Annotated in this window: 10 protein-coding genes; 4 read left to right on the top strand and 6 right to left on the bottom strand. The window is 74.6% G+C overall.

All coding sequences use genetic code 11. The features are described 5' to 3' along the window. Window positions 1-12: 12 nt before the first annotated feature. Window positions 13-2,886 carry an aminomethyl-transferring glycine dehydrogenase gene (gcvP, locus tag IEX42_RS02680; RefSeq protein ID WP_188777972.1) on the top strand — a complete coding sequence of 958 codons (2,874 nt, stop codon included), beginning with the start codon at window positions 13-15 and terminating at the stop codon, window positions 2,884-2,886. Between the two features lie 7 nt (window positions 2,887-2,893). After that, on the top strand, window positions 2,894-4,153 hold the full coding sequence (locus IEX42_RS02675) for a serine hydrolase domain-containing protein (protein WP_188777970.1): 1,260 nt from the start codon (window positions 2,894-2,896) through the stop codon (window positions 4,151-4,153). 9 nt (window positions 4,154-4,162) lie between these two features. Here IEX42_RS02675 and IEX42_RS02670 read toward each other — a convergent pair whose 3' ends face one another. Then, window positions 4,163-7,219: an AAA family ATPase gene (locus IEX42_RS02670; protein ID WP_188777968.1), complete on the bottom strand. Its 3,057-nt coding sequence runs from the start codon at window positions 7,217-7,219 to the stop codon at window positions 4,163-4,165. Further along, the gene (locus IEX42_RS02665) at window positions 7,219-8,427 is read right to left on the bottom strand and encodes an exonuclease SbcCD subunit D (protein WP_188777966.1); all 1,209 of its coding nucleotides are present in this window, start codon (window positions 8,425-8,427) and stop codon (window positions 7,219-7,221) included. The genes IEX42_RS02670 and IEX42_RS02665 overlap by 1 nt, the downstream gene beginning before the upstream one ends. 106 nt (window positions 8,428-8,533) lie before the next feature. Between IEX42_RS02665 and IEX42_RS02660 the strand changes: the two genes are divergently transcribed. After that, window positions 8,534-9,391, top strand: a complete 858-nt coding sequence (locus tag IEX42_RS02660) for a formate dehydrogenase accessory sulfurtransferase FdhD (RefSeq protein ID WP_229660539.1) — start codon at window positions 8,534-8,536, stop codon at window positions 9,389-9,391. Between the two features lie 31 nt (window positions 9,392-9,422). Here IEX42_RS02660 and IEX42_RS02655 read toward each other — a convergent pair whose 3' ends face one another. Together IEX42_RS02655 and IEX42_RS02650 are read right to left on the bottom strand one after the other, a co-directional pair. Then, the gene (locus IEX42_RS02655) at window positions 9,423-10,037 is read right to left on the bottom strand and encodes a flavin reductase family protein (protein WP_188777964.1); all 615 of its coding nucleotides are present in this window, start codon (window positions 10,035-10,037) and stop codon (window positions 9,423-9,425) included. A 9-nt stretch (window positions 10,038-10,046) separates the two neighbouring features. Continuing rightward, the gene (locus tag IEX42_RS02650; RefSeq protein ID WP_188777962.1) at window positions 10,047-11,096 is read right to left on the bottom strand and encodes a DUF418 domain-containing protein; all 1,050 of its coding nucleotides are present in this window, start codon (window positions 11,094-11,096) and stop codon (window positions 10,047-10,049) included. A gap of 48 nt (window positions 11,097-11,144) precedes the next feature. Here IEX42_RS02650 and IEX42_RS02645 point away from each other — a divergent pair, with 48 nt between their 5' ends. Continuing rightward, window positions 11,145-12,059 (top strand): alpha/beta hydrolase, encoded by a 915-nt coding sequence (locus tag IEX42_RS02645; RefSeq protein ID WP_229660538.1) that lies wholly within the window; start codon window positions 11,145-11,147, stop codon window positions 12,057-12,059. Here the strand turns inward: IEX42_RS02645 and IEX42_RS02640 are convergent. Next, entirely contained in the window at window positions 12,050-13,189 is a 1,140-nt protein-coding gene (locus IEX42_RS02640; protein ID WP_188777958.1) for a redoxin domain-containing protein, read from the bottom strand. The genes IEX42_RS02645 and IEX42_RS02640 overlap by 10 nt on opposite strands. 10 nt (window positions 13,190-13,199) lie before the next feature. Next, window positions 13,200-13,892 (bottom strand): peptidylprolyl isomerase, encoded by a 693-nt coding sequence (locus IEX42_RS02635; protein ID WP_229660537.1) that lies wholly within the window; start codon window positions 13,890-13,892, stop codon window positions 13,200-13,202. Between the last annotated feature and the right edge of the window lie 49 nt (window positions 13,893-13,941).

The raw sequence follows: 13,941 nt of genomic DNA, 5'->3' as shown, positions 1-13,941 counted from the left end.
GAGGACCACGCGATGTCCGACCACCGCACCCTGGCCGACCTCGGCCACCCCGACTTCGTGCAGCGCCACGTCGGCCCCGACGCCGGCGCGGTCGAGACCATGCTGGAGCACATCGGCCAGCCCTCCCTCGACGCGTTGATGGACGCCGCCGTCCCCGGCGGGATCCGCAGCGGCGCGCTGCAGCTGCCCGACGCCGCCACCGAGGAGCAGGCCGCCGCCGAGCTGCGCGCGCTGGCCGCGATGAACAACCCGCTGGAGCCGATGATCGGGCTCGGCTACCACGGCACGGTGACGCCGCCCGTGGTGCGGCGCAACGTGCTCGAGGACCCGAGCTGGTACACCGCGTACACGCCCTACCAGCCGGAGATCTCCCAGGGTCGTCTGGAGGCGCTGATCAACTTCCAGACGATGGTCGCCGACCTGAGCGGGATGGGCGTCGCCAACGCCTCGCTGCTCGACGAGGGGACGGCCGCGGCCGAGGCGATGACGCTCGTCCGCCGGGCCAACCGCAAGGCCGAGGGCCCGTTCGTCCTCGACGCCGACGCACTGCCGCAGACCATCGAGGTGGTCCGCACGCGCGCCGAGGCGATGGGGATCGACGTGGTCGTCGCCGATCTCGCCGACGGGCTCCCCGAGGGGCCGGTGTGCGGTGCGCTGCTGCAGTACCCGGGCACCTCCGGCCGCGTCCTCGACCCGCGTTCGCTGGCCGAGCAGCTCACCGAGCGCGGCGCGATGCTCGTCGTCGCCGCCGACCTGCTCGCGCTGACGGTGCTGGAGTCCCCGGGAGCGCTCGGGGCCGACATCGTGGTCGGCAGCTCGCAGCGCTTCGGCGTACCGCTGTTCTACGGCGGCCCGCACGCCGGGTTCATGGGCGTGCGCACAGGGTTGGAGCGACACCTGCCGGGCCGGCTGGTCGGGGTGTCCCGCGACGCGACCGGACGTCCGGCGTACCGGCTGAGCCTGCAGACGCGCGAGCAGCACATCCGCCGCGACCGAGCGACCTCCAACATCTGCACCGCGCAGGTACTGCTGGCGGTCGCCGCCTCGATGTACGCCGTCTACCACGGACCTGACGGTCTGCGCGCCATCGCGGAGCGCACCCACCGGCACGCCGTCGTGCTCGCCGCCGCGCTGCGCGAGGCCGGGGTCGAGGTCGTGCACGAGGAGTTCTTCGACACCGTGCGCGCCCGCGTGCCCGGCCGTGCGACCGGCGTGGTCGCCCGTGCGCACGACGAGGGCATCCACCTGCTCGCCGTCGACGCCGACACGGTCGGGGTGTCCTGCTCCGAGCGCACGACGCTGGCGCACGTGGCCGCGGTGCTGCGGGCGTTCGGCGTGGCTGGGGAGTCGACGGACCTGGCGGGTGTCGACCTCCGGTCGCCGGACGCGCTGCCGCCGGCGCTGCGCCGCGAGTCGTCGTACCTCCAGCACCCGGTGTTCCACGCGCACCGCTCGGAGACGGCGATGCTGCGCTACCTGCGCCGGCTCTCAGCCCGCGACTTCGCGCTGGACCGCGGGATGATCCCGCTCGGCTCCTGCACGATGAAGCTCAACGCCACCACCGAGATGGAGCCGATCAGCCTGCCCGGCTTCGCCGACCTGCACCCGTTCGCGCCCGCCGAGGACGCGGCGGGCTACCACCGTCTCGTGGCCGACATCGAGGGCTGGCTGGGCGAGGTCACCGGGTACGACCGGGTCTCCGTCCAGCCCAACGCCGGCTCCCAGGGCGAGCTGGCCGGGCTGCTGGCCATCCGTGGCTACCACCGCTCGCGCGGGGACGAGCACCGCGATGTCTGCCTCATCCCCAGCAGCGCTCACGGCACCAACGCGGCCTCGGCCGTGATGGCGGGCATGCGCGTCGTCGTGGTCGCGGCCACCGACTCCGGCGAGGTCGACCTGACCGACCTGCAGGCCAAGTGCACCGAGCACGCCGACGACCTGGCCGCGATCATGGTCACCTACCCCTCGACGCACGGGGTGTACGAGTCCGGCATCGACCGGTTGTGCGCGATCGTCCACGAGGCGGGCGGCCAGGTCTACGTCGACGGCGCGAACCTCAACGCGCTGCTCGGCTTCGCCAAGCCGGGCGAGTTCGGCGGCGACGTCTCGCACCTCAACCTGCACAAGACGTTCTGCATCCCCCACGGTGGGGGAGGGCCCGGGGTCGGACCGGTCGCGGTGCGCTCGCACCTGGCCGACTTCCTGCCCTCGCACGGGATGCACCCCGAGGCCGGCCGTCGCGAAGGCATCGGCCCGGTGAGCGCGGCGCCGCACGGCTCGGCCGGGATCCTCCCCATCTCGTGGGCGTACGTCCGGATGATGGGCGGGGAGGGGCTCACCCGCGCGACCGCGGTCGCGGTGCTGTCGGCCAACTACGTCGCGGCTCGCCTCCGTGAGGCGTTCCCGGTGCTCTACACCGGGGAGCACGGGCTCGTCGCCCACGAGTGCATCCTCGACGTCCGCGACCTGACCAAGGACACCGGCGTGAGCGTCGACGACGTCGCCAAGCGGCTGATCGACTACGGGTTCCACGCCCCGACGATGAGCTTCCCGGTGGCCGGCACCCTCATGGTCGAGCCGACCGAGAGCGAGGACCTCGGCGAGCTGGACCGCTTCTGCGAGGCGATGCTGGCGATCCGCGCCGAGATCGACCGCGTGGCGGCCGGGGAGTGGGACGCGGAGTCCTCGCCGCTGCGCGGCGCGCCGCACACGGCGGCGGTGCTGCTCGGCGCAGAGGCAGAGCTGGGCTACCCGGCCGCGCTCGCGGCCTACCCGACCGGAGTCGACGCGGACAAGTACTGGCCGCCGGTCTCGCGGATCGACCAGGCCTACGGCGACCGCAACCTGGTCTGCGAGTGCCCACCGCTCGAGGCGTTCGCGGAGTAGCCCGGTCGTGGACGGATCGACCTGGCGCGACGACCTGCTCGCCTCCACGCAGCGAGCAGGTCGTCTGCCCTCCGTCGTCGGCGGTGTCGTCGACGCTCGGAGGCGGCTGACCTGGAGCGGGGCCGTGGGGGAGTGGGCCGCGGAGAGCGGCGGCTGGCCCACCGACCCGACCGACGTGCAGTACCGGATCGGCTCGATCAGCAAGACGCTGACGGCGGTGCTGCTGCTCCAGGCCCGTGACGCCGGGCTGCTCGACCTCGCCCGCCCGCTGTCGGCGTACGTCGCCGGCGTGCCGTACCCCGACCGCTCCGTGCGGCACACGATGGGTCACGTCGCCGGCCTCCCCGCGGAGCCGGCAGGGCCTTGGTGGGAGTGGCACGGCCGAGGTGACCGCGCTGCGCTGCTCGCGGCGGAGGAGGAGCGTGCGCCTGCGGCCGTGGCCGGGCAGGAGTTCCGCTACTCGAACCTCGGGTACGGGCTGCTCGGCGCTGTCGCCGAGGAGGTGCTCGGCGACTCCTGGTGGGAGCTGGTCCGGCGCCGGGTGCTGGCTCCGCTGGGGATGGCGCGGACCAGCTACGTACCCGAGGGGCCGCACGCGCAGGGGTGGTCGGTGGCGCACCTCGACGGCGGGCTCGTCGCCGAGCCGCACAGCGACACCGGGGCGATGGCGCCGGCCGGACAGCTGTGGAGCACGCTGGACGACCTCGCGACGTACGCGGGGTTCGTCCTGGCCGGTGACGGCGACGTGCTCGCGAGGTCGACCCTGGAGGAGGCCTCCGTCGAGGTGCTGCCGGGGACGGGGTACGGCCTCGGCTTCCGCGTCGACGCCGGACTGGTCGGGCACACGGGGACGATGCCAGGGTTCATGGCCACCGCTTTCGCCGACCGCGCCGCGGGCCGGGCGTACGTCGGTCTCGCCAACGGCACCACCGGCCACCCCTCCGTCCCGCTCGCGCACCGGATGCTGTCCGCGGACCCGGTCGACGTCGTGCCCGCCGGCACCGGCTGGTGCCCACCTCCACCGCCTCCTCCCGACGTGGCCGGCCTGCTCGGGTCGTGGCGGTGGGGCGAGCGGCCCTTCGAGCTGCGGTGGGACCGGGGGCCGCAGGGGGAGCCGGAGCTGCAGCTGGTCGAGCTGCGCCCCGTATCGGCCTTCGAAGAGTACACGCAGCGCGACGGCCGCTGGATCGGCACCGACGGCACCGAGCTCGAGCTCGGTGACCACGAGCTGATCACGCAGACCTACCGCTTCCGGCGGCCGGGCTGAAGCCGGCGCTCACGCGCTCGCGTGCACCACGGCGACGCTCGAGCCGTCCCGCTCCTTGGTGACAGCCAGCTGGGTGCCGATCCGGCTGCGCAGCTCGGGCACGTGGCTGACCACGCCGACCACCCGTCCGCCCTCGCGCAGGTCGTCCAGGCTGTCCATCACCAGCTCGAGCGTGTCCGGGTCGAGGGACCCGAAGCCCTCGTCGACGAAGAGGGTGTCGATCCGCGTGCCTCCGGACTCGGCGGTGACCACGTCGGCCAGCCCGAGCGCGAGGGCGAGGGAGACCACGAAGGTCTCCCCGCCGGACAGGGTGACCGGGTCGCGCACCTCGTCGGTCCACTCGTCGCGGACCAGGAGGCTGAGCCCTCCTCGCCTGTCGCCGACGCTGCGCTCGGCGGTGTGCTCGAGGACGTAGCGCGAGTCGGACATCAGGGTCAGCCGCTCGTTGGCGGCAGCGACGACCTGGCTGAGCCGCGCGGAAAGGACGTAGGCGGACAGGCTCATGGCGCGGTGGTTCTGCACACCCTTGCCCTCGGCCAGCTCGGCCATCGCCCGGGCGACCTCGAGCGACTCCCGCACGGGAGCCCAGTCCGCCAGGACGGCACCGAGCGCAGCGACGTGGGCCCGCACCGCGCGCTCCCGCTCGCGAGCGCGGGTCGCGCGCGTCAGCGAGACGGCGTCGAGGTCCGCTGCCTCGTCGTGAGCGGCCTCCGCTCGGGTGAGGTCCGGACGCTCGCCGCCGAGCGCGGCGCGCACGTCGGGGTCGGCGAGCACCTGACGGGCCGCCGCGCTCGCGTCGGCACGGGTGCGCAGCTCGTCGCGCAGGGCCTCGAGACGCTCGGTGGGGATCACCGCGGCGACGGCCTCGGCACGGTCGGCGAACCCGGCGTCGACCGCCGCGGCATCGGCCTCCTGCTCGGCGGACGCGGCCGCCGCACGCTCCCGATCACGCCGTTCCAGTGCCGTGCGAGCCAGACGCAGCGAGTCGGCCGCCTGTCGCTGTCGGTCGGTGAACTCCCGCACCGCGGTGGCCAGATCGGCGTCGGCGGCGGCCTCGTCGACCTCCTCCGCCCCGAGCATGCCGCGCAGTCGGCCAGCGGTCGCATCGGTCCGGCGAGCAGCAGTCTCGCGCTGCTCGGCCAGCCCCGAGCGGCTGCTGCGCATCGCGGCGAGGTCGCGATCGTGCCGGCTGCGCTCCTCGGCACTCGCGCGGAGCCGCTCTCGCGCGGACACCAGGTCGGCGGCCGCGGTGGTGGCCGTGTCGAGAGCCTGCTGCAGGTCGCGGCGCTGCTCGGCGAGCTCCAGCGGTCCGAGTGCACCGGGCTCCACCGCGAGACCGCGCAGGGTGCTCTCCACTCCGCTGAGCTCCTCGCGGGCCACCTGCTGCGCCGACTCGGCATCGTCGGCGGCGACCTGGGCGGCGCGCTCGTCGGCCTCGGTCGGCGCCCCGGGTGCCGGGACGGCCAGGTGCGGGTGGTCGTGGCTGCCGCAGACCGGGCAGCCGGTGCCGTCGGCGACCCGGCAGGCGAGCTCGGCGGCCATGCCGAGCAGGCGTCGCTCCCGCAGGTCGTCGCGGCGCTCACGAGCCACCGCGCGCGCCTCGTCGGCGGCGTGGAGCCGATCGCGGGCCGTACGGGCCAGCCCTTCCAGCTCGGCAACCCTCGCGTGCCGGCTCAACGAGCGGTCGACGTCGTGGAGCGCGGTCCTGGCCTCGTCGATCCCGGCGGCTGTCGCCTCGAGCGCGAGCACGCGGGCGTCCAGCCTGGCCTCGTCCTCCGCGCTGGTCCGCGCACGAGCGTCCAGGGACTCGAGCTCGTGGTCCGCGGCGGTGATCCGCTCGTCGAGCCGGTCGAGCTCGCGCCGCAGGTCGCTGAGCTCCTCGACGTGCGGCGCCAGGGCCTCGGCGAACGTGGCTCGGCGTGCCGCCTCGTCGGCCCGGGTCCCGATCTCCTCCGCGGAGTCCGCCGTTGCCTGCCGCCCCGCCTCGTCGTCGCCCGGCAGCGAGGCCTGCACCCCGGACAGCACACGCACGGCCTCGCGCTCCGCGCAGTCGGCCGTGCGACGGGCCGCCTCGGCCCGCTCCGCCCGCACGGCGACCGCTGCGGCGCGTGCGGCGTCAGCCACGCGGCGCTCGTCGCGCTCGGCCCGCTCCTCGCCGGCTCCGAGCCGGTCGAGCTCTGCACACGCGGCAGCGTGGCGGCGTACGAGGTCGGCGTGGATGCGCGCAGCGTCGAGAGCGGTCCGGGCCGAGGTGAGGGCGTCCCCGGCCGCGGTGTGCTCTCGCTGCGTGGCCTCGCTCTGCTCCACCGCCGCCTGCTGAAGGGCGTGGGCCCAGGTCGACGTGCTCCCCGAGGCGGCCGCCTCGTCGGGTCGCTCCACGAGCTCCACGGGCACGGCGGTGCCCGTGGCTTCGCTCAGCCGGTGCAGGAGGGCGCTCACCCGAGAGGCGTGGGCCTCGCCCTCGCGCCGCAGGACGGAGCGTCGCTCCACCAACCACCGCTGCACGGCCTCGAAGCGGTGGGTCGCGAACAGCTTGGTGAGGACCTGCTGGCGGTCCTCGGCGCTCGCCGAGAGGAAGGAGTCGAACTGGCCCTGCGGGAGCAGCACGACCTGGTCGAACTGGTCCTTGGTCATCCCGAGCAGGTCGTCGACCAGGAGACCGGCCTCGTCGGGGCGCCCGGCGACCGCCACCCAGGACTCGTCGCGGAGCTCCTCGACGAGCACCTTGGCCTTCTCCTCGGTCAGCCCGGTGCCGCGGCGCTTCGGCCGCTGCCAGGCCGGGGACCGCGTGAACCGCAGCCGCCGCTCGGCGAAGCTCGCCTCGAGCCGGACGCTCGGACCGACGCCGTCGGCAGCGAAGTGGCTGCGCAGCTGCTTGGCCTTCGCCCGACGGCTCGGGAGGTCGCCGTAGAGCGCGAAGCAGACGGCGTCGAGCACCGTCGTCTTGCCGGCTCCGGTGTCCCCGCACAGCAGGAAGACACCGGAGGCGCCGAGGTCGTCGAAGTCGACCTCGGTCGTGCCGGCGAACGGCCCGAAGGCGGTGAGGCTCAGCGAGTGCAGCCGCATCAGCGCACCACCCGGGCGTCGCGGACCGCGACCGTGTCGTGCCCGACGGCGTCGACGGCCTCGCCGAGCAGCGACCGCTCGGCGGCGTCGGCGTCCTGGCCCCGCACGTCGCGGACGAAGTCGAGCAGGACCTGGCGGTCGGACGTGCCGGTGGTGACGCTGGCACCGGGCACGGCGGACGCGGTCGCGCCCGCGGGCTCGAAGGCGAGGGACAGCAGGTGCGGGAACCGCTGCTCCAGGCGCGGCTTGGCCTGACGCGGGCGCACCCGGTCGGTCAGCACCGCCTGGACCCAGCCGTCCTCGGCAGGCGCGTGCCGAGGGTCGTCGAGCAGCTCGTCGAGCGTGCCGCGCAGCCGGTGCAGCGCACGAGGCACGGGGGAGGGCACGAACTCGGACCGGACGACGCCGCCGGCACCGAGGTCGACCAGCCACGAGCCCTTGCGGTGGCCGGCCTCGGAGAAGGAGTAGGCCAGGGGCGACCCGGAGTAGCGCACGGTCTCGCTCAGCGTGGCCCGCCCGTGCAGGTGGCCGAGAGCGACGTAGTCGAGGTCCGCGAACAGCGACAGCGGAGCGATCTCGACACCGCCGACGGAGATGTCACGCTCGCTGTCGCTGCGTGTCGCACCCGCGTCCGGCTCGGGACGAGGCTCGCTCGCCGCGACGTCGGCGACGAACGCGTGGGCCAGCAGGACGCTGCGGGTGCCCCCGGGGCGGGCGGCGAGGTCGGCGCGGACCCGGCGCAGGGCCTCGCCGAGGACGGCGGCGTGGCTGCGCTCCTCCAGCGCCCACGTCTGGCGCAGTCCGTCGGGATCGAGGTAGGGCAGGGCGTGAACCACGACCGGGCCGTGCTCATCGGTGAGCTCGACGGGGGTCCCCACGCCGGCTGGATCGGTCCGCAGGTGGACGCCCGAGCGTGCGATCAGGCTCGAGGCGAAGCCCAGGCGCAGCGCGGAGTCGTGGTTGCCGCTGGTGAGGACAGCCGTGGCCCGTGAGTCGGCGAGCCGCTCGAGGGTGCGCTCGAGCAGGGCGACCGCCTCACCCGGGGGGAGGGCGCGGTCGTAGACGTCTCCGGGCACGACGACGAGGTCGACCTCACGCTCCTCGACGGTCTCGAGCAGGTGGTCGACGAAGGCGGCCTGGTGGACGAGCATCCCGACGCCGAGGAACGACCGGCCCAGGTGCCAGTCGGAGGTGTGGAGGATGCGCACGACGAGAACGCTAGGCAGGGCCACCGACAGTCTCGGACCGCCACGCGGAGCCTGTGGCTGGTGTGACGGATGAGCCGCTCGACCGCGGCGGGTCTAGGGTCGACGCGTGCGATCCGACCGCCGCCCCGGGCCGACCGTGCGGGCCGGTGTCCGCGAGCTGAGGGACGGCCGGTGGACCGCGCACGAGGACAAGGTCGTCACCGAGGAGCCGCTGGAGGTGCGGCTCGCGTCGCCCGGCGTGCCGGCCAGGCGGGTGAGCGTGACGATGCGGACCCCGGGGCACGACTTCGAGCTGGCCGCCGGCTGGATGTTCCACGAGGGGGTGCTCGACGGGCCCGACGACCTGCAGCAGGTGGCGTACTGCACCGACCGCGACCTCACGCCCGAGCAGGAGCTGAACGTGGTCACGGTGACGACGTCGGTGGCCGAGCGCCGCACTCCCGGGGGGCGCTACCCGGGGATCACCTCCGCCTCGTCGGCGTGCGGGGTCTGCGGGGCGGACAGCATCGAGGAGGTGTTCGCCGGACTGGCCGGCCGCCCACGGACGGTGCCGCAGGTGGAGCTGGACGCCGACGTCCTCCGCGGGCTGCCCGACGCCATGCGAGAGCGCCAGCGGCTCTTCGACCGCACCGGCGGCCTGCACGCGGCAGGGCTGTCGACCACGGCCGGTGAGCTGTGCGTCGTCCGCGAGGACGTCGGGCGCCACAACGCGGTCGACAAGGTCTCCGGTGCGCTACTGCTCGGCACCGCGAGCCTGCAGGGCCCGCCTGTCCTGGTGACCAGCGGGCGCCTCGGCTTCGAGATCGTGCAGAAGGCCGTGGCGGCGGGAGTGACCGCGGTGGTCGGGGTGGGGGCTCCGACGTCGCTGTCGGTGGAGCTGGCGCGCGGGGCGTCGACAGTGCTCGTCGGGTGGAGCCGAGGCGGCCGCGCGGTCGTCTACGTCGGGGCGGACCGGCTGGTCTGACTGCGCCGCACCCGCGCGAGCGGGAGCGGGGTCAGCGCCCGCGCCTGGTGTCCTCGACGGACGCCGGGCGCTCGATGCTGAAGACCTCGGGCGGGCGACCCCACTCGTCGCGGCCGAGGCGGGACAGCGGCTGCAGCGCCGCCATCGTCGGGTGGCTCCCGTCCAGGGCGTCGGTGGCCACGTCGACGCCCAGCACCGTCCCGAGCACCACGGTGTTGCTCCCGACCTCGACGAGCCGGTCGAGCCGGCACTCGATCGCCGCGGGGCTGTCACGCACCCGGGGCGGTGCCACCAGGTGCGAGGGAGCCATCGCCACCCCGAGTGCCTGGGCTTCGTCCTCGCCGTGCTCGAAGGGTGCGCTGGAGTCGTTGACCTCCTGCAGCATCCCTGCCGTGGCCACGCTGATCGTGAACTCCCCGGTGGCCGTGACGTTGCGGACCGTGTCCTTGTGGCCCACGGAGGTGAACATCACCGTCGGCGGGTCCGCGCTGGCGACGCTGAAGAAGGAGTGCGGCGCGAGATTCCCCCGTCCGGACTCGTCGAGGGTCGACACCCAGGCGATGGGCCGTGGGACCACCAGCGCCGTGAGCAGCCGGTAGCCGTCGACCCCCTCGTCCCCGATCCGGAAGGTGGTCCGCTCATCCATGCCGCCAGGCTACGCAGCGCGGACCGGGGCGCTGGCCCGGGTCAGCCGGTGTACGACCGCCTCGAGCGGTCCGCGGGCGAGCGGCGTACCCCCGAGGAGGCGCGCCCAGGCGGCGGCGAGGACCACGCTGCCGAGCACCAGGACGGCCAGGAGGAGCCAGGAGTCGTCGGTGGCCACCGAGGTGCCCCCGAGGCCGCGGTCGGAGACACCGGCGGCGATCCAGGCCTGCGAGGCGAGGACCTGGACGACGTACAGGCTCAGCGTCATCGCTCCGGCGGGAGCGAGGAGTCGAGCCGTCCGCGGGAGCACGGCGGCGGCCCGACGTACGACGAAGGTCACGGCGACCACGAGGAGCGCCTCGAGCACGAGCTCGGCCCAGCGGCCGGAGTACGGCTCGAGCGTCACCGCGTCGAGCTGTCCGAGCAGGAGCAGCACCGCGCTGCCCGCGCAGGCGGTGGCTCCGGTGATCATGCCCACCGGACCTCCCGCCGCGTGCCGGGCCACCAGCACGCCGAGGCACGCCATCGGCACCAGCACGGTCAGGCGGTAGGCGTCGCCGCCCGCGGCCAGCTCCACCAGCTTGGGAAGCAGGTCGACCGGGCTGACGATCCCGGCCCCGTGCCGCTCGGGGGCCGCGGACTGCAGCCAGTCGCGGGAGCGGTCCAGCAGCGTCGGCTCGACCAGGACGAGCCCGGTGGCGAGGACGACCAGCCACCGAGAGCCCAGCCGGGACAGGGCACCCATGACCCAGATCAGCAGCGCCAGCCAGGGCAGGATGACGTAGATCTGGTCGATCGCCGGCTCCAGCGCGAGACCCACCAGGAGGACGACCAGGCCGCGGACCGTGACGTCCCGGACCGACTCGCGGCCCCGGGCGAGCGCGAGGTGCGCGCTCCAGCCGATGAGGAAGGCGAACAGCGGGGCGGTGAGGTACTCGCTGAGCCCGAGCACGCCGCCGGGACCGTCGCTCGGTGCGAAGTGGGCGACGTACATCGACACCAGCGCGACAGCGCGGACGACGTCCAGCCCGGTCTCGCGAGGGGCCGGACCGCTGCGCATGGGCGGATCGTAGAGGCCGACCGTGCTCGCCCGGTGCATACTCACCGGGTGCGCACGGACGAGACGGTCGACAGCTCCGGCACCCCGCTGGCGGTGTGGCACTACGAGGCCGGGAGCGACACCCTGGCCACGGCTGCCGGACGGCCGTGCGTGGTGATGGCCCACGGCTTCGGGGCGACACGCGCGGACCACCTCGCGCCCTACGCCGAGCGCTTCGCCGCGGCGGGGCTGGACGTCATGGTCTTCGACTACCGCGGCTTCGGCGACTCCGGCACCGAGTCCGGCGTGCCGCGGCAGCTCGTCGACCACCGCCGGCACCGGGCGGACTACCACGCCGTCCTCGCCCACGCGCGGTCGACGCCGGGAGTCGACCCGGACCGGGTGGCCGTGTGGGGTTCGTCGTACTCCGGCGGGCACGTCGTGGCCGTCGCGGCGCAGGACCCGCGGGTCGCCGCGGTCGTCTCCCAGGGTGCGGCGATGGACGGCGCCGCCGCCGTCCTGCAGATCCTGTCGTACGCCGGCCCGCTCGCCCTGGTGCGCCTGTCCGGTCACGCACTGCTCGACGCGGCGCGGGGCGTCCTGCGCCGCAGCCCGCACGAGATCGCGATCTACGCCGCGCCCGGGGGAGTGGCGGCGATGACCTCGCCCGACTCCGAGTCCGGCTACGGCGGCATCGTGGGCCCGGACTTCGTCAACCGGATGCCGGCGCGTGCGGTCCTTCCCATCGCGCTCAACCGACCGGTGCGGCTGGCGCCCCGGGTGCGGGTGCCGATGCTGCTCGTGGTCGCCGGGCGCGACTCGGTCGCGCCGCCGTCGGCGGTGGAGAAGGTGGCGCGGACCGCCGGCGGTCCCGTCCGCACCGAGCGGTTCGAGGTCGGGCACTTCGAGATCTACCTCGGCGAGGTCTTCGAGCGGTCGGTCGCCGCCCAGGTGGAGTTCCTGACCGAGGCGCTTCAGGCGTAGGTCACCGCGTAGACGCGCAGCCCGGCGGACACCTCGAGCGTGACGGTGCGCTCCCGGGCCTCGTCGGCACGGAGCAGACCGACGAGTCCGGGCGCTCCCGAGACCTCGACGGTGCGGCTGCCCTCCTCGGTGCTCACCGTGATCGTCCCGGTGCCGCCGACGACGGCGTCGACCCGGCTGCTGCGGGCCCGCACCCGCAGACGTGACTCGCCCTCGGCCGTGACCGCGGCGGTGTCCGCGGTCCAGGTGCCGCCCAGACCCCAGCTCCCCGTGGGCTGGTCGGCCCCGAGGCGGTAGTCCTCGCTCCGCCCGGCCACCGGTCGCGACGGCGCGCCGGCGTAGGTGTCGGCGTGCGTCCAGCCCAGGCGGACGCCCGGTGTCGTCGAGGTGGGTGGGAGCGGCGGGGCGTCGACGTCCCCGCTGACGGGGGAGGGCAGCTCGACGTCCGGCCGTGCGGCGCGCAGGAGGGTACGGATCTGCCGCTCGGTGCGCTCGTACCCGCCCTCGCCGAGCTGGACCGCGCGGACGGCACCGCGCGCGTCGAGCAGGAAGGAGGACGGCCAGTAGCGGTTGCGGTAGGCGGTCCACGTCTCCAGCCGGGGGTCCATGACGACCGGGTGCTGGACGTCGAGGCCGGCGAGGCCGGCGGCGACGTTCGCGGGCCGCTTCTCGAAGTCGTGCTCGGGCGACTCGACCCCGATCACCTGCAGCCCGGCGCCCCGGTAGGCGTCGTACCAGGCGTTGACGTACGGCTGGTGCCGCACGCAGCTCGCGCACGGGTAGGACAAGAAGCTGACCAGCACGACCTTCCCGCGCTGGGTCGCGGGGGGCTCGGCGCGGCCGCCGGGAGTGTTGAACCACCGGGTGGTGCCGGAGAAGGCGGGTGCCTTCCCGCAGTCGGCCAGCGCGTCGGCGCCGGGTCGGCACCGGGAGAGCGCCTCGTTCTCCGGTGAGGTCAGCGAGGACAGGCTGCCGCCGGTGCCGCGCGGCGGCGCGGTGCCGCTCGCCGAGGGCGACGGTGGGGTCGGGCGGGGGGACTCGTCGTCGGTGGCCGAGCGCACGAGGACGCCGACCACGAGGACGACGGCGAGCGCCGCGACCGCGAGGAGCCCGAGCCGACGGCGGTCCACGAGCAGCGGGTCAGCCGCGGGTGACGCCGGTGACGGTCACCGCGGTGGCAGGGGGACCGTCGTACCCGTCGGGCTTGCCCTTCACCGCCGCGGCGGCGGCCTTCTTGGCGACGGCCAGTCCGGCGGGGGTGAGGGTGCCGAGGACGGTGTACTGGGCCGGCAGCTGGGTGGTGTCGTACACGATGAACAGCTGGGCGCCGGTCGTGTCGGGCTGGGTGGTCTTGGCCATCGCGATGGTGCCCGGCTCGTAGCTGGTGTCCGCGTCCACCTCCTCGGCGAAGCGGTAGCCCGGGTCGCCGGTGCCCGTGCCCGTCGGGTCTCCGCACTGCAGGACGTGGAAGCCGCGGGAGTCGCTGGTGATCCGGTGGCAGCTCGTGTCGTCGTACCAGCCCTGCCGGGCCAGGCTGAGGAACGAGTTCACCGCGCACGGGGCGGTCTTGCCGTCCAGCGTCGCGCTCAGGTCGCCGAAGTTCGTGGCGATGTCGACCGGGACGTCGCCCTTCTCGGTCGGCTCGGCCGGCGGCTTCTGCACGGGCTTGGCCGCCTCCTGGCCGGAGTCGACGTACGCGCACCCGCCCTTGCCGGGCGAGGCGCTGCTCGAGGACGGTGCCGACCCTGCGTCGGACTGCTCGGAGGAGCAGGCCGTCGAGAGCATCGCCGCGGCGAGCGCCAGAGCCAGTGCGGGCACGGTCTTCACGGTCACGAGGCCCGAGCGTAGCCAGCGGCACCGCACACGGCGCTCGTCGGAGCCT

The sequence above is a fragment of the Marmoricola endophyticus genome (assembly GCF_014644415.1).
Classification (GTDB): domain Bacteria; phylum Actinomycetota; class Actinomycetes; order Propionibacteriales; family Nocardioidaceae; genus Marmoricola; species Marmoricola endophyticus.
Note: the sequence above shows the minus strand (reverse complement) of the source record. Positions and strands in the feature narration are given on the sequence as shown.